This window comes from Lacrimispora sphenoides JCM 1415, assembly GCF_900105615.1.
In the GTDB taxonomy this organism is placed as follows: Bacteria; Bacillota; Clostridia; order Lachnospirales; family Lachnospiraceae; genus Lacrimispora; species Lacrimispora sphenoides.
In genome coordinates, this window is sequence record NZ_LT630003.1 from 4197306 (window position 1) to 4220421 (window position 23116).

Here is a 23116-nt window from a genome sequence, read left to right on the forward strand (position 1 = left end):
AATTTACAATTAAAAATCAGTTTCAAAAAAAGAACATAAATAAAACCAGGATGAGAATTGCAAACGCAGCTCCCCCCAGGAAGACAGGACTTATGGTACTTCCCCTTTCTCTGGAAGCCAGCTCCGGCTCCGCAAGCATTCCCCAGGGACTTAATTCCATGATTCCTAAGGGAATCCCGCCCAAATCCTCTCTTCCCATAAAGGACAGAAATTCCTTCCAGTCCCGTTCTACTATTTTCTTGCCCTCTTTCCAGTCCTCCCTTGGATCCCTTTTGTCCTTTGTAAAAAAGGATCCGTAATCATCCTTGCCTTCCGGACATTCCTTATCCTTTAAAAACTGCTGATAGGCATGTTTTATCCCCTTATTTGCGGTCTCCCGCAGATCTCTGGTGGTCTGATAGAGGTTCAACATATAATAATAGATTTTATAAGCAGACCTGGGCTGAAAGAGGACATTCCTGCCCCCCAGCCTTTTCATGGCGCCCTCAGACTGCCGAAACGCTTCCTGTATGTAGTAATCGATCATTCGGTCAACCGCCTCCCGCAGATCAGCAGCAAGTCCTTTGTTGATCCCGGAATAAGCCCCAAAGGTTTGGGATTTAATCGCCATCAGCGCAGCCAGAAACCCATAAAGCTCCTCGCTTCCTCCTGAAAGCCCGGAGCCCCTTAACAAATTTCCCTTATGATTTATATACCCGGCAAAAGCCTCCGCCGATTCAAGATCCGAAGGAGAATAGACCGTATTTTTCCCCATGGAGGTAATGGAGGCCTTGGCACCATATGTCTTACTCCCCGGAAAACCGCTCCCTTCCAGGACGGACAGCGGAACCTCCCTTCGCATCCGCCAGGTATACCGGGGATCATTCTTTATCCGTCCCTCCCCGGCGGGCTGATAGATCATTCCTTGCTCTGCTTCATTTCCGGATTCATTTACCGGGATTCTAATGCTGCCCGGATTTATTTTAACCGTATCTCCGGCACTTTCCTGCTCCTCAAAAACCCTATGCAATTCTCCGCTGCTTAGAGTATTTCCTGTAACACTGCGGTAAAGCGCAGCCTTTAAGGCTGCCATGGAGCTTGGGGACCCGAAACTCCCAAAGAGGATTTTCAGTTCCCCCATACGTGACTCAAGCACCTTCATAAGGATTTCCGATAATGCGGATTCCAGTGCGGAAAGCTGATCCTCCTGCACTCCTGCAGTCGTATTCTCAAGGATGGCCTGCAGCAGATCCTTATAAATCAATGCAAGATACTCCAGTTCCTCAGGGAAGGGCTTTAAGGCAGACGGACTCCACGACAGAATATCCTCCCATGCCAAATCAGCCTCTTCCTTTCCCCACATTTTATCAAGATCAGAAAGCTCATCAGCGCTCAGCTTATAATAGGCGCTTTCATCTGACAGAGCGGCAGTATCACGGGCAGATCTTGTTTCCCTCTTATCTTCCCCGCCCTCCTCACTCCTTTTCTCACGGTTTTCCTCTACGCTTCGGCTCAGTTCTTCCATAAACCGCTCACTGGCCTCGATCCTTCCCTTTATATCTGCTTCCTCTACAGCCCGCTGAATATCCACGGCTGCAGGTTCGCCTTTGGGAGCCGCAGCAGACGGCAGATCCTGTGCCTTTATCTCCATGTTATCACTCCCTTTTGGCTCCTTTCACATCCATCAGTCTTTTTCATCCTGATAAACGATCCGTCCGCCGCAGATGGTATATTTCACCTTTCCAAACAATCGTTCTCCTGTAAACGGGGAATTGGAAGACTTGGAGGCATATTCTCCTACTGTCCATTCCTCATTGGGGTCAAAAATCACCAGATCCGCAGCACATTCCTCCTTTATGCAGCCAAAATCCAGCCGGTACAGCATCGAAGGATTTAGACTCATCTTTTCCATCAGCTCCATCATGGTCAGATGTCCGGGCCGGACTAAGTTTGTCACACCAAGCCCCAGCGCAGTTTCAAGCCCGATGATCCCGCTTGGGGCCTCAGTCAGTTCCTTTGACTTTTCCTCGGCACTGTGGGGAGCGTGATCCGTGGCAATGATATCAATACTTCCGTCCTTTAGACCCTGAATTATGGCCTTACGATCCTCTTCCGTCCGAAGGGGAGGATTCATTTTTGCCAGGGTCCCATGCTTTAATACCGCTTCCTCTGTCAGGGTGAAATGATGGGGTGTCACTTCCGCATACACTTTAGCCCCCAGCTCTTTTGCAAGCTTTACCATCTTAACGGAGGCGGCGGAACTGATATGCTGGATATCTACCGCCGCGCCGGTGTGAAGGGCAATCATACAGTCCCGGGCAACCAGGCAGTCCTCCGCCAAAGCCGGGGAACCGAAAATTCCAAGCTGCTCGGATACTTTGCCATGGTTGATGCCATTGTTTACGATAAAAGCAGGATCTTCCTCGTGAAAGCTCAAGGGAACGTTAAGCTTTACCGCACGTTCCATAGCTTCTTTTACCAGCTTCTCATCAAGGAGGGGAATCCCGTCATCGGTAAATCCCACCGCCCCCTGGTTTTTTAATTCCTCCATATCCGTCAGCTCTCTGCCAAGAAGTCCCTTCGATACAGCTGCAGCCTGCAGCACGTGGATGCCTGTTTTCTTCCCTTCCCTCATCACATACTGAAGGGTTTCCACATTATCTACGGGAGGCCTTGTATTTGCCATACAAACAACTGCTGTAAACCCACCTTTTGCCGCCGCTCTGGCTCCGGTCTGTATATCCTCTTTATAAGTAAGACCGGGATCCCGGAAATGAACATGGACATCTACAAACCCAGGGGCAACGATAAAACCGGAAGCATCGATTACTACATCCTCCTTTGAAACGGGAAGGGCATCCATCTTAAGCTGTTCTCCCATACCGACAATCTTCCCATCTGCAATGCAGATATCCATAGTTCCTTCCACCTGATTCCCAGGGTCGACTACATGAGCATTTTTAATCCATATCATCTTCTATTCCTACCTTTCTTTCTTATCTATCGTCCACTTCCTCCTGTTTCTTTGCAGCAAATGTAAAAAATTTCTGGGGCAGCTCAAATACAAATACAATGCCAAGTACAATGGCAACCGCCACCTTACATGCAAGAAAACCGGTCCGAACTGCCAGCGCCAGTTCATCCGTCACAATATAATAAGCCGTCCAGTATATTCCCGCCCCGGGCACCAGGGGAAAAATACCGGATATTAAAAATATAGTGACAGGACATCGTTCCCTTACAGCAAAAGTCCTGGAAAGAAAAATCACCACAATGGTGGCCGCCAAAGCGGCCGACGGAGCCGTCAGTCCATTCATGAGCCCCCCATAGACCAGCCAGCCTGCTCCTCCGATCAGCCCACAGTATGGATAAAACCTGGCGGGAACCCCAAACAAAAGGGAAAAAGCAACCGTACCAACAACCGCAGCGGCGGCTTCCATAAACACACTCATAGAAGCACACCTCCCGTCAGCCGGTGGAACAGGCTGAAAACCATCCCAACACCCATAGCTATGCAGAAAAATACCAGCAGTGCATCAATCATCCGGACGGAACCCGAGATATAATCTCCGTCTGCAATATCCCGGATGGCATTGGTAAAGGCAACTCCAGGAATCAGGGGCATAATGGAACCAATAATCATAAAATTCAAATTCTCTCCAAAATGAAGCAGATAAAGAACTGTACACAAAAATGTAACCAGGGCTCCTCCCCCGATGTTTCCTACGATCTTTGAGAGATGGGGGCTGCTTAGAAAAATCACATATACATATAGAAGAATCCCGGAGCCAAAGGCCGATAAACCGTCCCTTAGGGTTCCTCCAAACAGATAACAAAAACAGGCGCTTCCAACACCGGAGGCAAGGATCTGCATGGTTCTTGGTTTTCCCGGCATGACCCGGATCTGGTCCAGCCGGTGCCTCACATCTCCGGGGCTTAATAAGCCTGTCTCAATTTCCCTGGATAGCTGGTTTACCGCCGCAACCCGGTCCAAATGGGTTCCGCTCACCGGAATATGCTGCACCTTTGCAAATATTTCCTCTCTCTCATTGCCTGAAGTCGTAAAAATTCCATTGCTTAGAACAAAAGAATTCCCGGACCGGATCCCATAGTGACAGCAGATCCGCTCCATAGTCTCCTCCACCCGGAAGATCTCCGCCCCATTTTCCAGCAGAATATGCCCTGCCTGCATGGCGGCCTCTAAAACCTCTCTCTGCTCCTTAAGGGTCAGTTCCCCTGGCTGTTCCTTCTCGTTTTCCATAAAAACCTGTCTCCTACCCGATTTCAAAGCATTCCCCGTCTTCATGGAGCTCCACGATCCGGTCCCGGTAAAGCGCGGAAATATCCATGTCCTTTAACCTGCCGATCACAGAAAAATCTCCCCAGAAGTGCATGGGAAATGCATGGCTTACCCGGGTCTTTCTCATGAATTCGTCAAAGCCGAGAGGAAAGGCCTTCTCCTGTCTGGGGTCAAGCGGGAGAAAAGCTGCATCTATGTGCATATCTGACAGCTTATCCACTTCCCCAGAATACTGCTTTGCCATCTGGTCATTCCAGCTGTCCGGTTCCCCTTCCCATCTCCAGTTGTTTAGATCTCCGGCATGGTAAATGACCTTTCCTTCCGCTTTCACAAGAAATGCAACGCCTTCATCGGTGGAACGGAGGGTCAGAACCTCTGCATCAGCCATTTCTTCTGCAGGGATAGGGCCTGTGAGATTTCCTTCTGAATTAGAAAAGCAGATCTTTTCCCCGGGCTTCATAAAGACCACCTCATCGAGAAGCTCTTTGGGCAGACGTCCCTTTGGGATATCATCGGAGAGAATGTACCTGGTCTTCTCATGCTCCTTTATAAGCTCCAGAATTTTTTCGGAATAATGATCCCCGTGCCGGTGGCTTGCAAAAACAAGCAGAGGTTTCTTATCATTGATTTTTGGCAGAGTACCCTCTGTATAATCGAACAGCAGAGTTACTGTCTCAAGCTCCACCAGAAATGCACTGTGATGGATATAGGTGATTTTCATTGGAAAAGGCCTCCTTTTAAAGGTTATTTGGAAAAATTATATCACAACTGCCATCACTCTGCATAGCAGGAGGACGCAAAAAGAGCGGGGACAATTGTCCCCGCTCCGGAAATTTAGCATTCCTGATCGAATCAGTCGTTCTGACGATTAGTTTGCTGCTTTTGTGGATTCAACTTCTGCTGCTGCATCCTCTGTTTCTACTTCATCTGCTGCTGCATCTTCGCTGCTTTCTTCATCAGAAGCTTCATCTAAGGTAACTTCTTCTGTTTCGGATTCTTCTACAACTTCTGTTGTTTCGTTCTCTGTTGTAACTGCTTCTGTTGTAGCCTCTACAGTAGCCTCAGTAGCTGCTGTTGTTTCAGCAGTCTTTGTGCTTCCACATGCAGAGATAGATGCCATTGTTAATACGGCTACGCCTGTAAGTACCAGTTTTTTTGCTGTTAATTTCATAATTATTCTCCTCCTTGCGATACATAGGTGTTATTGTTACATAAATCTGTCTTGGTTCCATGTTGTCCTATGTACTTGAAACCGAGTCTCAGTTTAGCACCTTGAGGAAATAAAGTCAATGATTCCAACTCGCTATTTTTCCCAGCCAAAAACAGGCAAAATCTAAAAATTAATTACAACTGGAGCCGGATGGCCTCATAATAAATTATGAAATTTTGCTCTTGAATTTATTTTATTTTACTAGTTTTAATTTTGTCTACTCTGAAAATGTGACAATAATAATTCATTTTATAATATTTTTTTGTTAATTTTAACCACTATTTTTCCGGCAAAACTGGAAAAATCAAATAGTCAGATCAAAACTTTCCCCTATCATTCGACAGATATCTACCTTCGGTACGGTCCCGTCAAGAAGGACCGTGTTCCAATATTTTTTATTCAAATGATACCCGGGAAGTACACCGGAGAATGCCTTTCTCCAAAACTCCACCCACTCCGGATCACATTTTAGATTAATACAGACTATCCCATCCCGCTCATAGATCCAGGCAAACACCTTTTTGTTTTTTCTGTGCCGGATAACGGCCCACTGGTGGTCACGAAAGGGATAATCTTCATAAACATCAGGATAGGTTAAGCAATAAGCAATCAATTCTGCTCTGGTTTTCATCGTTATCTCTCCCTTCCTTCCCCATGCCATTGCAGACCGGACCAATACCTGCTATACTTTTAAAATAAGAAAACGGATAAAATACAGACAAAACAGGAGGAACATTCTATGTTAAAAGAACTGGTTTTAAAATGCCGGACCTTCCGACGGTTTTATGAGGATGAGGCGGTTTCCACAAAAGATTTAAGGGAGCTGGTGGATCTAGCCAGGCTCACCGCTTCAACAGCCAATTCCCAGGCGCTTAAGTTCCGGCTGTGCAGCACCCCGGAAGAAAACTCCAAGGTGTTCGATACCCTGAGCTGGGCCGGCGCTCTGCCGGACTGGGACGGACCGGAAAAGGGGGAACGTCCATCTGCCTACATCATCATTCTATGCGATCTGTCCCTTGGTAAAAATAAACTGTATGATGATGGAATTGCTGCCCAGACCATCATGCTTGGGGCTGTGGAAAAAGGATATGGCGGATGCATATTGGGAAATGTAAGGAGACGTGAACTGGCAGAAGCTCTTTCCATTGATCCATCACGGTACTCCATAGATTTAGTCCTTGCTCTTGGAAAGCCCAAGGAAGAAGTGGTCCTTGTCCCAGTGAAAGAGGACGGGGATATTCGCTATTACCGGGATGAGAATCAGGTGCACTACGTTCCAAAAAGAACCCTTGATGATATCATCATACGGTGACATAGGGCATGCAGGTGCATGTTACTTTAAAACCTCTGTCCGCATTTGGGGCAATATTCAAAATCCTCTGTGGTTTCATAACCGCAGTAGGAACATTGCTTCCGGTTCCAGTCTGAATTCCTATGGCCGGACTGCACCAGGGTCAAATCCTGCTCACTAATGTCTACAGACTCTTTATGATACAGTCTTTTTCCTTTTTCAGAGTTTAGTTCGTAAAGGGTATTACAGCAGGACATTTGAACGTAATAACGTCTGTCCCATTTTATGATGGGGATGAAAAAAATACTGAAATAACTGTAAGTCATAAATACCTGGTATCTGCCGTAGCCTCCGCACAGGCCGCAGATCACTGTTTTTGTATAATCGAGTATTTTCTTTCCCTGGCTCATGCCGCATATAAAAAACATAAGTTCCTCCTGAAAATGAATGCTGGTTTGACTATGGATTATCATGATATGTGATATTTATATGAATTCTATCATAATTCCATATCGCTTACAACTCATATGAGGACATATTCAGGACAAGCAAACAAGATTTTCACATAAGCTGTTTCACAAAAAAGAACGCATAAGATAAAGGTGCTGCAAAATGATTCGTAAATAGCCATTTTGCAGCACCTTTTCTATGTTTTATAATAACGAGAGAGGGCATTACCGCATGGTAAGTGATCTGCTCATGCTGCAATGCCCTTTAAATTATCGGTTATCTTCTGTTCCAGCCTCGGAACGGCCATAAAAAGTAATCAGGTACAACCCGCAAATTCCTACTAGAGCATACACGATTCTTGTAATCCATGTCATGCTGCCGAAAATAAATGAAACCAGGTTGAAGTTAAAGAAACCTACCAGCCCCCAGTTGACCGCGCCAATTATGGCTATAGTCAGAGCAGTGTAATTCAATGCTTTATTTCCCATGGCACTACCTCCTTTTCTTTCTTTATTATGGAGTAGTTTTTTTGTTTTTATACATTATTTTCCTAAACTATCAATCCTGGCTTTTATATCACTCTCCCTGTCCTTGAATAAAAGCCGTTCATTATATTGATAATATCGTTCACAATCGTATTCTTTTAAAAATTTAACGCTATGATACCCGGTATTTAATTCCGTTATAAATACCACCATTTCCTGTCCGTCGCCGAAGGCGGCTTCCATAAAATCAAAGGCATGCTCCAGGGATTGTCCACCCTCTTCCAAAAGCGCCTCATATCTGGCGTTTTCTTCCTCAAACAACTCCCGTATCCGGTCCCAGGGAGCCTCATTCCCGGTTCCTTCCATTCGGAGGATTTCCTCATATTGAAGAAGAAGGGCCTCCACATCCCGGCGTAAATAATCTTCTCTCCTGCTTAAAAGGCCGGCTTTTCTTCTCCTGTCCCAATCACCATTCCACTGATCCCTTAGTTCGGCAAGACGGGCCACCATGGAGGTATCCTGACCTTTTTCGGATTCCGGACTTATTTTTTTAAGTTCTTCCATCAAAAGGCCGGTTCTATCCCCCTGATCAGACACAGAGCGGAAGCTCTGACCCAATCTGGACAGCAGCAGGCCGATGACACTCAGCTTCTCATCAAAAGATGCCCGTTTCAGCCTGTCACACAGGCTCTCCCTGATGATTCCTGACAAGATCTCATCGATCTGGTAATCATCCCGGTACTTATAATAAAGATCCAGATAGTTGGTAAAATCCTTTGAGATTTTAGGAAACTGGATATACTCTCCCACCACATCCCGGTCCACTTTTTTGCCCAGGCGCTCATAAATTTCAATAAATTTTGATAAGTCATCCCAGCCTCTGGGGGTAGCAAAGAATTTTCCATCAACCGTAGTTTCGATCCGGCAGAAGTATTCGGTCCTGGCATTCAGATAGGAAATAACCGCTGGATGCAGGGCCTGCTCATAAGCATAAGCCTTCCATACCTCAAAGTCCGGTTCTACATGAATGAGCTTGATACGGTCTAAGGTCACCACATCAAAGTCTCTGACCGATTTGTTATATTCCGGCGGGTTTCCAGCCGTCACGATAACCCATCCTTCGGGAATCTTGTGGTTTCCGAACGTCTTATACTGGAGAAACTGGAGCATGGTCGGCGCAAGGGTTTCGGATACACAGTTGATCTCGTCAATAAAAAGGATCCCCTCCTTAAGGCCGGAGCTCTCGATCTTATTGTAAATTGAAGCCACGATCTCGCTCATGGTGTATTCTGTTACACGGTAAGTACTCCCGCCGAATTCCTTTTCATTGATAAAGGGAAGACCCACCGCACTCTGGCGGGTATGATGGGTGATGGTATAAGCCACCAGGCCGATCCCGCATTCTCTTGCTACCTGCTCCATGATCTGGGTTTTTCCCACTCCCGGAGGTCCCATGAGAAACACCGGCCTTTGGTGAACCGCCGGTATCTCATAAGCACCGTATTCATCCTTTAGCAGATAGGCTTCTATGGTATTCTTAATTTCTTCTTTCGCTCGTTTAATATTCATAATAAAATCTCCTGTCAAGTAACTTCCAGATCCTCTTCTGTCAGGATCACTTTCATGGCCCAGCCTGGTACGGAAATGTCCTCATACTGGTCCTCCATAAAGACAAATGCCGTATCATAGGGCGGCATTTTCACCGGATATATCCCTTTTCCATCGGTAAAATACAAAAGGCCACGGAGCTTCTTAAAAGCCCCTTTGTTTAAAAGACCGTTCACATACTCGAAAGCCGGTCGGAAATCCGTTCCGCCAAAACCGGATAATGTGAAATGCTCCATATAATCTTTCATCTCCTCCCTGCTTGTGATGGTCACATCAGAGCGGATTTCCTCATCACACTGGATGATATGGATATTGATCTTCCGGAAATAGCTTTCCGATTCCCCGAGGACGCCATAGGTTTCCTGAAGGAAATGCCGTACCAGATCCCCGGATACGGACATGGATGTATCGATCACGATCACAAAATCCTCGATTTTATAAACCTCCTTTGTTTCCAGAGGCTCAATAAGAGGCATATTCCGGTAAAGAGACATGCCGTAAGTATAAAACACAGGGTCAAAGGAATCCGGATCGATCTCTGCCTCCTCCCTTAACACCGCAAACTTTCTTAAAAACTGCCTGTAATTATATTTTTCCCGGTTTTCAATTTTCACCTGTTCCAATAGGTTTCTTGATGAATCCTCATTCTTTTCTCCAAAAGACTCCATTTCCGTCTGCATGGTTTCCCGGATGTTCTGCCATTTATTCTGCCGCTCCATCTGAACTCCCGGAGGGGCCTCCTCTTCCCACCGGTCATGGTTATCCACGTAGAATTCTGCTGCCATCCGTCCATATTGTTCCGGGGTCAGACTCATATCCTGAAGCTCTTTATAAATTCCCTCAGCGGTAAATACCTTACGTTTTTCTGCCATTCTGCCGTAGACCTCCCTGCGGTAAGGAGTCTGGTGCCGGTAAACGGGCTTCACATAAAATCCATCCAAAATGGATTCTATGGTGATATCGCAGGCAAGATCCCAGTATTCCTTTTCCCGTTCCCCTTTCCCACTCAAATGGCAGAACAGGCAGTGGAAAAGCATATGCAGATAGGCCCGGTTTACCAGGGTTCTGCTTCTCTTATATATGGAAAACAAATGCTCCGGCTGATAATAGATCACAAACCCATCCGTTCCTAAGCCCTGGCCTGTCCAGTCAGCCGCAAATCCAAGGCTGTTTAGGGCTACATCCAGATACTGGAAGCTTAAATAAAGTTCATTGCGGGCATTGGTCAGGATCTCATGGCCCAGTTCCACCTCTGCCAGTTCATCAAGCTGCCTTTGTTTCACCGGATCGATCATGGTTCCACCCTCTTTCTGTTTTATTTCCTTCATTAAGTCAAGCGGATATTCGCAATCCGCTTCGCTACTTGCTCATAACCGAATATAGCTATCGCTACTTAGCAGGTGGAGCTTGAACTCCACCTGACACAAGCAAGTCCCCACCCACCACTTAATGTTTTTCGCATTTGAAGTGGGGGACTTACTTGATTCGGTTAAATTATATCAAGGAAAACTTTCGTTTTCCTGCTTTAAAGCGCTGGCGGCGAAGGTTCATAAGGACGCTTAGGATCTCAGGCTTGTCTGCACTTCCCGCCATGTCAACCATTCCGTCAAAATCCTCCTGTTTATGGCCGTACTGCCCGGCAAGCCAAAGGAAAAGGGCCGGGTCCTTTTCCTCAAGCGCCAGTCTCGCCGCTCCCTTAAAATGTTCCATCAGGTAAGTCTCATATACCTCCCTATCCTTTGCAAGAAGCTCCAAAGGAGTATAAAGCCTTCCAAGAACCAGGGCTGCAGTCACCCGCTCCGGCTCCTGCACCAGGATATGAGGGAACAGTGCGTCGTATTTATGAAACTGAAACTCCGTCTGATCAAAGCAGTAACGGTACATATGGCCGCAGCCATGCATTTCCCGTAGGATGATTCTGGCTGGCGTATGCTCCACAGACTCCTCAAACATTTCGGGAAAAACCAGCCTCGCATTCCCCTTGCCGCTATAATAGTTTACATAAAGTTCCTGCCGCAGTTCCGCAAGCAGTTCCTTCATGCAGGAACGTTCTCCTTCGATCATATGAATATCTAAAAACCGGACCCCTGTGCAGCCGGTAAAAAGTCCGGATCCTACATCAAAGATGGAGCTCGAGCACTCCACACGGCTTAACTCATAACAGTTATAGAATGCATAATTTCCTATTTTCCTAATCGTGTCCGGCAGATATATCTCAATCAGCCCTTCACAGCTTATCTCCGGCGGAATATCTTTTTCTTCTATTACAATTGGGTTGCCCTCTTCATCGCACAGGCGTATCTCTTTTCCTGCCAATGAAAGCATTTCTCTTTTCCCCCAACCATCGGAGAATGCATAGGAAGCCAGCTCTGTCACCGGACGGCCCCCAATCTTCTCCGGGATCCGTACGGAACCGTCATATCCCCGACAACCCAGAATCCGTGCATGGTCATCTTTTATCTGATATAAAAACATCCTGAAATCCTCTCCACTAACCGTTTAACACATCAATATAACAGAAAAAAGGGAGAAATGCAACGGCGTTTTTCTGGAAACAGGTAAAATCACTCTCCAAACTTTTTAATAATAAACATCTGTTCCAGCAATAACCAGTTTGCCCGGAAAAACTGCATGAGCTGCCAATACCCGGCACCGGTTAAGCCGAATTCTTTGATTAAGTCAAACTTGGCCTTATAACTTCTCACATCCTCAAACCAAACCTCATGCTGAATTCCATATTGCCAATAACGGAAATATGGGGACATGGCAACCTCGTCAAACTGGATCTCCACACCGTGGTCAATGGCAATCTGGATCGCCTCCAAGTTATTTATGGTCCTTGCCCTTGTCACCCCTCTCTCATAGGGCAGGGGCCAGTCGTATCCGTAATTGGGGATTCCCAGGCTGATCTTCTCCGTAGGGATGGCTGTCACGGCATACTCCACTACTTTTCTGACCATGTTGATGGGGGCAACTGCCATGGGAGGGCCGAAAGTATATGGACCGTTAGCTCATATGTAATTGCATCAACTGCCTAAGCCAGTTATTGCGTAAACTATTGAGCTACATTATTATCTGCACTATGATGTTATGAACATGTAAGATTAGCATATAATAGATTAATAAAATCAATTGAGGGAATCCATGAACCTACACGTAGTACAACCCGGTGAAACCATAAATTCAATAGCAGAATATTACAATATCCCTGTTGACAGATTAATATTGGAAAACGGAATAGCAAACCCTGAAAATTTAGCAACAGGCCAAACAATTGTGATTGTTCAACCTGAAGTGCTTTATACTGTCCAGGCCGGTGATTCTTTGGAGAGCATTGCAAAGCAGCATGGTACTACACCAATGGAATTATTAAGAAATAATCCCTATCTTTCCAACATGGAATTTTTGTATGCCGGTGAAACTATAGTTATAAGCTATCAGACGAATAGAAAAAGAACAATTTCCACTATTGGTTATACTTTTTCATATATAGACAGATCTGTTTTAATAAAAACACTTCCTTTCTTAACTTATCTTACGATATTCAATTACAGGACTACAAGTGAAGGCGAAATTATCTCAAATGCCGACGATACTGAAATTATACAGCTAGCTAAAGCATTTGATGTTGCACCCATGATGTTTATTTCCACTATGACGGAAGAGGGAATCGTCAGCCGTGAAGTGACCTATAATATTATAAATAACCCTACTGTTCAGGATCGCTTTATTGAAAACGCTCTTTACATATTAAGAACGAAAGGTTTTTATGGTATAAATATATATGCCGAAAACGTAACCAATGGAAACATAGACAGCATTGCAGCATATTTGAAAAAAGCCTCTGCAATATTTCATTCAGAAGGTTATAAGGTACTGGTTACCATTACACCGGCAACGAATGTAGATATCCCAGGCGTCAATTTTGAAAGATTAGACTATTCAAAATTATCTGAATATGCAGATGGAATTATATTTTCTTCTTATGACTGGGCAAGGTCTTACAGCTATCCAAGCGCAATATTTCCGGTTAATATCTTAAGAGAATTGTTAGATTATGTGGTTAGCATCATTCCCTCCGAGAAAATTTTTCTAGGAGTCACCGCTCTGGGTTATGACTGGACACTTCCATATGTTCCCGGTGCTACAGAAGCTGTTGTAATATCTAATAATAGTGCGGTACAAATTGCAGCAGAAAACAATATACCAATACAATTTAATGAAGTCGCACAGTCATCATACTTCTACTATATTGATAGCGATGGGATTCTGCATGTAGTATGGTTTAAAGATGCAAGAAGCTTTAATGCAAGGGCTGGACTTATAGAGGAATATAATCTTCAAGGTATATCGATTTGGACTATTATGAGATTCGATACCCGAATGTGGCTTATTATTAATACTCAATATTACATTCAGAAGTTATAAATGTCCATGAAGGCAGTTTGTAAAGAACTTTCTAAAAGCGGGCCGGGAATTGAACTGACCCCAATAAGCTAGATTTTTAGGTCTAACTCATTGGAGTCACATCAAATACCGGATACCCGCTTTCATAATTTAGTTATTCGGATATTCTCATTTCACTTTGCTACTATCTCACAGCGTACTCCGCTTCACCGGGCAGAACCTCATAGCTGCTATTGCAGCTTGTCAGAAGGGGTTCCCCCCCCTTCTGGCGCAGGTAAATCCCCACTCGCCACTTATGCCTTTCCTGCATTGAATTAGGGGACTTACTAGATGAGGTTAAAAATTAGTAAGCAGCCTGAATAAATTGACCACATTCACCTGGCCGTATCCCCATATGTTATTGGGATAGGTGAATGAGCTGGACCGCGTGGCCCCTCTTACCATCAACCGGTCAACAGAAATTCCGTTCATTGTGCTGTAATTCCCCCTCACAATGGTCCACTCAAAGACCATGGCAATAATTCCGGCTGTATGGGCGGCGGCAGCTCCTGTTCCGGTCACAGAACCATATCCGCCTCCGGGGACCGCACAAGTAAGCTGGTAACCGGGAGCCGCAATATCCGGCTTGATAAAGCCCGTTCTTGTATAACCCCTGCTTGATTCACCAAGAATTGAGTTATTCATTTGATTATAGGCAGTCACAGTCAGCTGGCGATTGCCGTTTCCAGGTGAAGTGATCGTAGTATCCGGTGAGTAATTAAGGAAATAGGTCTGGTCAGATATGAGACCGTGGGAAGGAAGCCATGAATGAAAAGACAAGGGCTCATTTTCAACGCTTCTGATCCGTATACGCCAGATTCCGGGAACCGTGTTCTGAAAACGCACCAGGATCATCTGGTCTCCGGTTTCCTCTTCAAAAACATAATTATTGACATAAAGGGTAGTTGGGGAGAATACAAAGTTGAATATTCTGCAACCGCCGATCGTAGGATAAATCTGTTGTGTTGATTCCCTGTTTGGTGAGGATATGTCAATGGAAACCCTTCCTAGAGAATGTGACCAGATTTCCATAGCAAATGTTTTATCATCTTCCCCTATTCTTAACTCGAAGTCATTATAAAAGGGTTCCAGCGGGGTGAAGTTATAATAATGCCTGCGACCGTTTCCCTCGTTACCGGCAGAAACGGATATGCCGACGCCGGTCTGCAATACCAGGTCATTTAAGTAACCGCTTAGGGCGCCATTCCCATCATGACCTCCCTGGTTACTCCCAACGGCGAAGCAGGTGACTACAGGGCGGTTAAACCTTTCCTGAATGGTAAGGGAATAACGAAAACCAAGCATAAGATCAGATTCTTGAAAACATAAATCACCTTCGGGTACAAAATAAAAGCTCTTTAGATTTTGTTTTGCTTCCTTGAGTTTTACGATCACCAGATCAGATTGTGGGACTACACCGCTAAAGGCTTCCAGTGCATTGGGAGTACCGGCAATAACGCTTGCAATGGCCGTTCCGTGTCCGTTGGTGTCTGTTGATGGTACAATGGACAGGGGGTCTTCAGAGTTTAACGCGGTATTGATTGTCTCCCGGCTGTATTCCGTACCAAAGGTAAAGGTCTCGGGAGGAGTGCCCTCTTGCTGAGTCTGATCCCATATGGTAAGGATACGGGTTGAACCATCGCTGTTGCGGAAAGCGGGATGCTGGTAATCAATACCGGTATCAATGACAACTACAATTACGCCCTGACCGAACAGAGCTAAGGCCGGAATCCGCTGTATCTCTCCAATACCACTTCGTTCAAGACTGACTGTAGAATTGAGGGTATATAGTGACGGAAAAGTGTGTGCGGGGAAATCTGACAAATCACAAATGTCTATATCTTCCGTCGGAATATGCAGTAAGGAATGCCGGTTGTTTAAATAAGTAATATAATCATCACTGGGAAATAAAACCACTGGGTTAGTCATAATTAGATCAAAATAATTGTTATCCAAAATTTTTTTCATAGTTAAATCTCCTCGTTATCACTGAAAGTAGTATCATACAATAGACAAAATGAGGTCGGCTGCCTAAAATTTGGATGTCCCAGCAACGAACTAAGTGATATACTTGTTAATTAATATGTCAGAAGAAGAAATAATATGAGGACCAGACCCCTTGTCCACCCGTTCCGGCCTCAGCCGGTTCCCTCCTTATGTAAATAAGCTGCCCTTAATACCGGCAAGACCAATTTTGCAATTTCCTTAGAAATAGCTTTAGCCTCTTCAGGCGCTGTATCTTTGCAGTAATCGTCATGAAAAATAAAAGTCGTGTTTCCTCTTTTTACTTCCTTCACTTTTGACATATCACCACCCCTTCTAACTGATTCTATGTAGCATAGTTTGTACACCTTTACTTGTTTTTGGACTAAAACCTTTACATGTACAGCGCCTGTTGTATTCCTGCTCAAATGTCTGGAATCTGACAAGGGCGTATTTTTTATGCCATGAATTAGAATTAAGAACTCAGCATATCCATAAAATAAAACAGATCTAGAAGGGAGCGCCTATGTCATATCTCATGTATTTACGAAAAAGCAGGGCTGACAAAGAAGCGGAAGCCCGGGGCGAAGGTGAGACACTCGCCCGCCATGAACAATTGCTGACCGAACTTGCCGTAAAAATGGGACTTGAAGTCGGCGCCATATATAAAGAGCTGGTTTCTGGAGAGACCATTTCTGCCCGCCCCAAAATGCAGCAAGTGTTATTAGAGGTCATGCAAGGCATATGGGAGGGCGTTCTTGTCATGGAGGTTGAGCGTCTTGCCAGGGGGGATACCAAAGACCAGGGGACCGTGGCGGAAGCTTTTAAATTCAGCAACACTAAGATCGTCACGCCTTTAAAAACTTATGATCCTTCAGACGAATTTGACGAAGAGTATTTTGAGTTCAACCTCTTCATGAGCCGTAGAGAATACAAGACTATCAACCGGAGAATTCAAAGAGGCCGTATTGCTGCCTTTCGGGATGGCTGGTACATAGCCGGAACAGCTCCTTATGGGTATGAGAAGGTGAAACATAAAGGAGACAAGGGATATACCCTGAAAATCGTTCCGGAAGAGGCAAAAATCGTTGAATACATCTATGAACTTTATATCGCCGGCGAGATGAAGGAAGATGGCTGTTATGCTCCTTTTGGTTCCTACCAGATCAGGGACCGGCTGAACGAGCTGCAAATACCTTCTCGAAGTGAAAGACCTTGGTCAGCTTCTTCCATAATAGAGATATTAAATAACCCCACCTACTGCGGATATCAGCGGTGGCAGTGGCGCAAAGTTCAAAAGCAAATGATAGATGGAAAAATCATTGAAACCAGACCAAAGGATGCTGACTGCGAAAAAGTCCGTGGACGTTTCACAGCAATTATACCGGAAGAAAAGTATGACCTGGTGCAGAAAATCAAGTCTGGTAAACCTCTCCCGGTCAACACCAGTACTGCCTTGCAAAATCCCCTTTCCGGACTGGTATATTGTTTCAAATGCGGCACCTTAATGACCAGGCAGCCCAGCAATACCAGACTTCGTTACGCCATCCTGCGCTGCCCAAACAGTAAGTGCAGCAATATCTCATCTCCTCTTTCCCTGATTGAAGAGCAGATCATTGAAGGCTTAAAGGAATGGATTCCGGAATACGAATTAGACTGGCCGGAGGAAACAGAAAAGGAAAATGAAACCACACTGGCCGTCTTAGAAAACTCCCTCCATAACATCGAAGAGAAATATACCCGGACAGTAAAGCAGTTAAATAAAGCCTTCGAACTTTTAGAGCAGGGAGTATATTCCCTTGATCTCTTTCAGGAGCGCCGCATAAATTTGGAAAATCAGAAAAAGGAGTTACAGGAAGAGTTAAAGCTTATTAAAGAAGAACGGGACCGGATTGCAGCAAGAGAACAGGCCCGGAAGAATTTCATTCCGGCCATAAAGCATCTGGTGGAAGTGTACTGGGAAGTGGATGACATTATGATCCGAAATAGCATGCTAAGAAATATTTTGGATCATGTAGATTACTTAAAGACAGAAAGAAATAGAAAAGGCGCCGGAAATACGGCAAATTTCACATTGCAGTTTTACCCAAGGATCCCGGAAAGTCACTGAAACACTGGATTTTCATAGGATCAATAATTACCTATCCCCTGTCGGCCCATATGTATATCCCCATTCATAAGTCATAAGAAACACCCGGTTAGCAGCCTCACCCAAAAGCGCGTAATCTACTCCCTCATACAAAAGCCCCGGCTGCGTGGCCGATGTCTTAGGTGCCAGGGCAACCGTGACCTGATAACCGAACCGGTTCATGATCTGAGTCGTCAGTCTTACAAAGTCCGCATAAGCCACTCGGTCATCCGCCATAATGTACTCAAAATCAAAATCCAGGCCTCCGAACCCCTTTTCCAGCATCTTAAGGCCCAGATTCCAGATCAGCCGCTGCTGGACCTCCATATTATGTACAGCCTCAGATACCAGATTGTTGTTAAAATGTCCGTCAGGGCCAAGAGGAGTGAGGGTCAAAATCGGGCGCACACCAAGCTGCCACGCCCTTTCTATCATCCAGTCATCCGGGCTCATGGGCGGAACCAGCTCTCCCTCCATGGTAAATCCATAAGAGAAAACATAAAGATCCGTCAGAAATGGAAGAGTATTTTCCAGATTATCCGGAGTGATGATCGGGTATGCATAACCGAACACATAAAGAGGCACCCTTTCTTCCGAAGGGGTTTCATCCCTAATATAAAGTGCCTGGCCTACAGCCAGGCGGTATGGATAACCTATCTGGTTATCAAATATAAGGTTTTGTACCGGAATGCCCTGGGATTCGGCAATGGTGTCCACACTGTCTCCCCGCTCTACCACATATATTCTCATAGCAGCATCCTTTTACCAGAATTGGTAAAGCATATGATGAAAAAATCTGTAACATGACAGAAACAGACATCTTTTCAGGCTTCTTTAGAAAAATGTAATGTGCTTTTTTACTGCCTTCGTTGTATAATATTGAAAAAGGAGGTTTTCGTATGCAGAATATTTTAGTATGTGATGATGACAAACAAATCGTGGAAGCTATTGATATATATTTAACAGGAGAAGGGTTTCATGTGATTAAGGCCTATGATGGCTATGATGCCCTAAAGCTTCTGGAAGAAAACGAAGTGGATTTAATGATACTGGATGTGATGATGCCGGGTCTTGACGGAATCCGGACCACTTTAAAGGTCCGTGAGACAAGCAGCATCCCCATCATCATCCTCTCTGCCAAATCCGAGGATACCGATAAGATCCTGGGTCTAAACATCGGGGCAGATGATTATATTACCAAGCCCTTTAATCCGCTGGAGCTGGTTGCCAGGGTAAAATCACAGCTGCGCCGTTATACCCAGCTTGGAAATATGAACCAACAGCCAGCCGGGCAGGTGTATAAATGCGGAGGCCTGGCCATTAATGACGATAACAAGGAAGTTGCCGTAGAGGGAGAGCTGATCAAGCTGACTCCCATTGAGTACAACATCCTGCTGCTTCTGGTAAAGAATGCGGGAAAAGTATTTTCCATTGACGAAATCTATGAGCAGATCTGGAATGAAGAAGCCATCGGCGCAGATAATACCGTGGCCGTACACATCCGGCACATCCGGGAAAAAATCGAAATCAACCCAAGAGAACCCCGCTATTTAAAAGTGGTATGGGGTGTAGGCTATAAGATTGAGAAACAATAGGTGCGTTTATGAAAAAAAGAAAAGATTTTGCAGTCCTCATGCATATGCTCTTCTCCCTCCTCGTTGTCGTAGGTGTCTCCATCATGTACAGCAATTCCCATTACGGGGAGGGAATCCACTGGATCAACCATGAGACTTATGAGGACACGCCTGATTTCACCCGTCAGTTAAAATCTGATATTGACGATATATTTAATTATGTAAAATATAAGGAAGTATTTGAGACCAACGGAAAACTTGACTATTCAAAGCCCATTGTCCGGGTCATAGACGGTCCGGGAACCACAACGGAATATACGGTAGATGAGATGATACGGAGGGCCAAATCCCTGGGATATTATCTGAATGAACAGTTTAAAGTGAGCGGAGGGCAGCCGGCTGCAGATGGCTCAGACTCGTATGTACGGGTAGATTACCGGGCCTATGAACCGGACTTTAAGATCACGGAGCCTGGAGAAGCATTTATTACCATGGACCAGCTGGCCTATGAGGTGCTGACCCACCTGGGCAACTACTATTCATTTTATTTCCGCTTTATCCAGAATCCAAGCAACTTAAAGTTTGAAGTCCTCTATCAGAACACGGCTGAAGATTATAAGCTATACAGCAACGTTACAGGCAAAACCATCAATGACTTTAAAGCAATGGGAAGATACCTTTACGTAACAGGAGAAGCGCTTTATGTGGACTCCAACTTAACCACTGTCCCAAAGAATGTTTCTTCCCAGCTGGAAAAGATGAATCCCTATAACAACGGCAATTATCATATGACAATAGCTGTGGATACTAACTATCCCTACGGCGATGCTTATGCCAGGTCCGCTGCTTCCTATGATCAGATGCGTTTGTTATTCATCACCGGAATGATCAGCCTGTGCCTGGGAATCCTGGGTTGTATCGCGACCCTGTATACCCTGGTAAACATGACTGGGCAGTCAGACAGGAAACAGAGCCACGGTCCAATGGAACGGATTGACCGGCTCCCTGCAGAGGGCTGTCTCCTTCTGTATTCTGTAGCTGCCATCCTCACCCTGTTTCTGGCAAACCGGCTTGCATATAAGATTATTCACCTCTTCTTTGCCGTTGACCAATGGGATTACGGTGAGCTGGCTCTTCGGGTCCTCATTTATTATGCAGCCGGACTATCAGCCGCATTAAGTCTGTTAAAACGTTTTAAGGCAGGAAATCTCTGGACCGGAAGTCTTATGCACCGGGGACTTAAAAACTTGTCCTTATACTTTAAAAACCGGCGCTTTACCACGCGTATTATGCTTTCTTATTCCTTGTTCCTGGTCTTTAACATTGCCATGGCAATGGCTTTTGCCTTCCTTTTATTTACCTATAACAGCCTGGAATCCCGGATCCTTATGGGGGCAGTTGCTTTACTGCTTTTCTGCCTGGATTTCTGGATATTCCATCAGATGTACAAAAATGCATGGGAAACCGATCAAATCAATGAGGCCCTCTTAAATATTTCCAGAGGAGATACCACTTATAAGATCAGTACCTTGAAATTTAACGGAAAAGAGAGGGAACTTGCTGAGCACATCAATCACATCAGCACCGGACTTGAAACGGCACTCCAGGAAAAGGTACGAAGTGAACGCTTAAAGGCAGACCTAATCACCAATGTATCCCATGATATTAAGACGCCCCTGACATCCATCATAAATTATGTGGACCTTATAAAAAGGGAAAAGATTCAAGACCCCAAAATTCAGGGTTATTTAGAAGTCCTGGAACAGAAGTCCCAGCGATTAAAGACTTTGACAGAAGATCTGGTAGAGGCCTCAAAGGCAAGCTCAGGAAATTTAAAGCTGGATATCACCAGCATTGATTTTGTAGAACTTATTCACCAGACCAACGGAGAATTTGAAGAAAAATTTGCCCTCAGGCACCTGGAACTGGTTTCCACCCTGCCGGCCGATTCCATCCTGATCGAAGCGGACGGCAGGTATTTGTGGAGAGTGCTTGAGAACCTTTATAACAATGCGTTCAAGTATGCCATGGAGCACAGCCGGGTGTACGTTGACATTACTCTGGAAGAGAATATGGCAGTTTTCACTATGAAGAATATATCTCAAAACCCGTTGAACATCCGCGCGGATGAGCTGACCGAACGCTTTGTCCGGGGAGATGTTGCCCGGACCACGGAAGGAAGCGGGCTGGGAATCTCTATCGCAAAAAGCCTGGCCGAGCTTCAGGGCGGGGAATTAAGGCTTTACATTGATGGAGATCTTTTTAAAGCAGGCGTCGCCTTCCCCGTTAAGAGATAAGCTGTATCTTCTCCCACTTTCCCGTCAGATATCGGAAGAATGATATAATATAATTGGCCGTCCAGCCCATTGGAACCGCAAACCATACGGCCTGGACGCCAATAACGGGAGCGAGCACAGCCGCAACCGACACCCGGATCGCCAGATTTACCAGATTGGCGACAGTGAATACCACAACATCTCCAGCGCCACGCAAAAGCCCGTCTGTGGTCGCCTTACAGCCAATGAAAATATAGAAGAAGGAAATGAACCGGACATAATCCATGCCCGTCTGAAACGCGGTTTCCGCGCTGCCTTCGTTTAAAAAGCTTCGTATAAACAAGTCTCCCCATGTTTCCATAACGACACAGATGATAACCGCAAAAACCCCTGCCATAAGATAGCAGTAACGGTAGCCCGTTTTTACCCGGTCTGTCTTTCCAGCGCCTATGTTCTGAGCCGTATAGGTGGACATGGCATTTCCAAGAGCTAGCATAGGAACAATACAGATAGATTCGATCCTGGTTCCCGCCGCAAAGCCCGCCATGACCGCAGAACCAAATCCATTGACCACGGACTGCACGAGGAGCATTCCGATATGGACGATGGACTGCTGAAGGGTAGAGGGAATGGCAACCCGCATCATATGAAGCATCATATTCCAGTCATAAAGCCGGAATGGTTCTGTTGTCTCATACCCCTTTAACCGCTTTATTAAAACGAGAAAGGAAAGGACCGCTGAAAACCCCTGAGCGATCAAGGTGGCAATCGCCACACCGGCCACCCCCATGTAAAACTGGGTTACAAACAAAAGATCCAGTACTACGTTTAAAAGAGAAGAAAAGACCAGCAGATATAAGGGAGTCTTAGAATCTCCCAGGGCCTGAAAAACAGAAGCCTGTACATTATACATGAATAAAAAGGGCAGCCCTATAAAATAAATCCCAAGATACACCGAGGCATCATAAAATACATTCTCCGGGGTGTTCATGAAGCTTAAAATCCGGTGATTGAAAAGAAGCCCAAGTCCGCCCAATATCACTCCTATGGATAAAAAGTTTATAAGAGTGGTGGATATGGCGGTTTTCATATTTCCAGTCTGTTTTGCCCCTAAAAACTGGGACACCACCACTGAGCTTCCGATTCCGCCTCCTACCGCAATGGCGATAAAAACATTTGTGATGGAATAGGAAGCGCCTACTGATGCCAGGGCCTCCTCCCCCACAAATCGTCCGACCACGACAGAGTCTATAATGTTATAAAACTGCTGAAATAAATTTCCAAGAATCAAGGGAAGGGCAAAGAGCAAAAGGGCCCTTCCCGGTGAATCTGTTACCATATTAATTGCTTTTTTCTGCGTTTTCATACTCATTATTCTGAACCATT

The 23116-nt window shown here is 45.3% G+C and carries 21 protein-coding genes and 1 pseudogene; 5 read left to right on the top strand and 17 right to left on the bottom strand.

The features are described from left to right. Window positions 1-22 precede the first annotated feature (22 nt). From BMX69_RS19025 to BMX69_RS19055, 7 genes are all read right to left on the bottom strand, one after another. Window positions 23-1630 carry a hypothetical protein gene (locus BMX69_RS19025; RefSeq protein WP_100043230.1) on the bottom strand — a complete coding sequence of 536 codons (1608 nt, stop codon included), beginning with the start codon at window positions 1628-1630 and terminating at the stop codon, window positions 23-25. Window positions 1631-1663: 33 nt separating this feature from the next. Further along, window positions 1664-2953 (bottom strand): dihydroorotase, encoded by a 1290-nt coding sequence (locus BMX69_RS19030; RefSeq protein ID WP_100043231.1) that lies wholly within the window; start codon window positions 2951-2953, stop codon window positions 1664-1666. Window positions 2954-2975: 22 nt separating this feature from the next. Further along, the gene (locus tag BMX69_RS19035) at window positions 2976-3431 is read right to left on the bottom strand and encodes a threonine/serine exporter family protein (protein ID WP_100043232.1); all 456 of its coding nucleotides are present in this window, start codon (window positions 3429-3431) and stop codon (window positions 2976-2978) included. Further along, complete coding sequence (locus tag BMX69_RS19040) at window positions 3428-4240, bottom strand: threonine/serine exporter family protein (RefSeq protein ID WP_054790410.1); 813 nt, start codon at window positions 4238-4240, stop codon at window positions 3428-3430. The genes BMX69_RS19035 and BMX69_RS19040 overlap by 4 nt, the downstream gene beginning before the upstream one ends. Window positions 4241-4253: 13 nt before the next feature. Continuing rightward, entirely contained in the window at window positions 4254-5000 is a 747-nt protein-coding gene (locus BMX69_RS19045) for an MBL fold metallo-hydrolase (protein ID WP_054790409.1), read from the bottom strand. Window positions 5001-5147: 147 nt separating this feature from the next. After that, on the bottom strand, window positions 5148-5450 hold the full coding sequence (locus BMX69_RS19050; RefSeq protein WP_025230446.1) for a hypothetical protein: 303 nt from the start codon (window positions 5448-5450) through the stop codon (window positions 5148-5150). 343 nt (window positions 5451-5793) lie between these two features. Continuing rightward, window positions 5794-6120 carry an MmcQ/YjbR family DNA-binding protein gene (locus BMX69_RS19055; RefSeq protein WP_100043233.1) on the bottom strand — a complete coding sequence of 109 codons (327 nt, stop codon included), beginning with the start codon at window positions 6118-6120 and terminating at the stop codon, window positions 5794-5796. 108 nt (window positions 6121-6228) lie between these two features. On the opposite strand from BMX69_RS19055, the gene BMX69_RS19060 reads away from it, so the two are divergent. Further along, entirely contained in the window at window positions 6229-6801 is a 573-nt protein-coding gene (locus BMX69_RS19060) for a nitroreductase family protein (RefSeq protein ID WP_100043234.1), read from the top strand. A 26-nt stretch (window positions 6802-6827) separates the two neighbouring features. On the opposite strand, the gene BMX69_RS19065 is transcribed toward BMX69_RS19060, so the two are convergent. From BMX69_RS19065 to BMX69_RS19090, 6 genes and pseudogenes are all read right to left on the bottom strand, one after another. Beyond that, window positions 6828-7208: a zinc ribbon domain-containing protein gene (locus BMX69_RS19065; RefSeq protein WP_100043235.1), complete on the bottom strand. Its 381-nt coding sequence runs from the start codon at window positions 7206-7208 to the stop codon at window positions 6828-6830. A 291-nt stretch (window positions 7209-7499) separates the two neighbouring features. Continuing rightward, window positions 7500-7718: a DUF378 domain-containing protein gene (locus BMX69_RS19070; protein ID WP_100043236.1), complete on the bottom strand. Its 219-nt coding sequence runs from the start codon at window positions 7716-7718 to the stop codon at window positions 7500-7502. 54 nt (window positions 7719-7772) lie between these two features. Beyond that, the gene (locus tag BMX69_RS19075; RefSeq protein ID WP_100043237.1) at window positions 7773-9284 is read right to left on the bottom strand and encodes an ATP-binding protein; all 1512 of its coding nucleotides are present in this window, start codon (window positions 9282-9284) and stop codon (window positions 7773-7775) included. A gap of 14 nt (window positions 9285-9298) precedes the next feature. Further along, window positions 9299-10618: a vWA domain-containing protein gene (locus BMX69_RS19080; RefSeq protein WP_100043238.1), complete on the bottom strand. Its 1320-nt coding sequence runs from the start codon at window positions 10616-10618 to the stop codon at window positions 9299-9301. A 199-nt stretch (window positions 10619-10817) separates the two neighbouring features. After that, entirely contained in the window at window positions 10818-11798 is a 981-nt protein-coding gene (locus BMX69_RS19085) for a leucine-rich repeat protein (RefSeq protein WP_054790407.1), read from the bottom strand. A gap of 89 nt (window positions 11799-11887) precedes the next feature. After that, a pseudogene (locus tag BMX69_RS19090) lies at window positions 11888-12322 on the bottom strand (glycosyl hydrolase family 18 protein); the annotation flags it as partial. A 145-nt stretch (window positions 12323-12467) separates the two neighbouring features. Here BMX69_RS19090 and BMX69_RS19095 point away from each other — a divergent pair. Continuing rightward, window positions 12468-13751, top strand: a complete 1284-nt coding sequence (locus BMX69_RS19095) for a LysM peptidoglycan-binding domain-containing protein (RefSeq protein WP_100043239.1) — start codon at window positions 12468-12470, stop codon at window positions 13749-13751. A 315-nt stretch (window positions 13752-14066) separates the two neighbouring features. On the opposite strand, the gene BMX69_RS19100 is transcribed toward BMX69_RS19095, so the two are convergent. Together BMX69_RS19100 and BMX69_RS24205 are read right to left on the bottom strand one after the other, a co-directional pair. After that, window positions 14067-15737, bottom strand: a complete 1671-nt coding sequence (locus BMX69_RS19100) for a S8 family peptidase (protein ID WP_100043240.1) — start codon at window positions 15735-15737, stop codon at window positions 14067-14069. Between the two features lie 170 nt (window positions 15738-15907). Then, complete coding sequence (locus BMX69_RS24205) at window positions 15908-16075, bottom strand: hypothetical protein (RefSeq protein ID WP_157724437.1); 168 nt, start codon at window positions 16073-16075, stop codon at window positions 15908-15910. 203 nt (window positions 16076-16278) lie between these two features. On the opposite strand from BMX69_RS24205, the gene BMX69_RS19105 reads away from it, so the two are divergent. Next, entirely contained in the window at window positions 16279-17862 is a 1584-nt protein-coding gene (locus tag BMX69_RS19105; protein ID WP_054792182.1) for a recombinase family protein, read from the top strand. A gap of 27 nt (window positions 17863-17889) precedes the next feature. Here the strand turns inward: BMX69_RS19105 and BMX69_RS19110 are convergent, their stop codons facing one another. Beyond that, complete coding sequence (locus tag BMX69_RS19110) at window positions 17890-18630, bottom strand: LysM peptidoglycan-binding domain-containing protein (protein WP_242941301.1); 741 nt, start codon at window positions 18628-18630, stop codon at window positions 17890-17892. Window positions 18631-18779: 149 nt separating this feature from the next. Between BMX69_RS19110 and BMX69_RS19115 the strand changes: the two genes are divergently transcribed. Together BMX69_RS19115 and BMX69_RS19120 are read left to right on the top strand one after the other, a co-directional pair. Next, on the top strand, window positions 18780-19475 hold the full coding sequence (locus BMX69_RS19115; RefSeq protein WP_025230529.1) for a response regulator transcription factor: 696 nt from the start codon (window positions 18780-18782) through the stop codon (window positions 19473-19475). Window positions 19476-19483: 8 nt separating this feature from the next. Beyond that, window positions 19484-21751, top strand: coding sequence for a sensor histidine kinase (locus tag BMX69_RS19120; protein ID WP_054792034.1), 2268 nt, complete (start codon window positions 19484-19486; stop codon window positions 21749-21751). On the opposite strand, the gene BMX69_RS19125 is transcribed toward BMX69_RS19120, so the two are convergent. Continuing rightward, a complete protein-coding gene (locus BMX69_RS19125; protein WP_100043241.1) occupies window positions 21741-23102 on the bottom strand; it encodes an MATE family efflux transporter in 1362 nt (453 codons plus the stop codon). The genes BMX69_RS19120 and BMX69_RS19125 overlap by 11 nt on opposite strands. Between the last annotated feature and the right edge of the window lie 14 nt (window positions 23103-23116).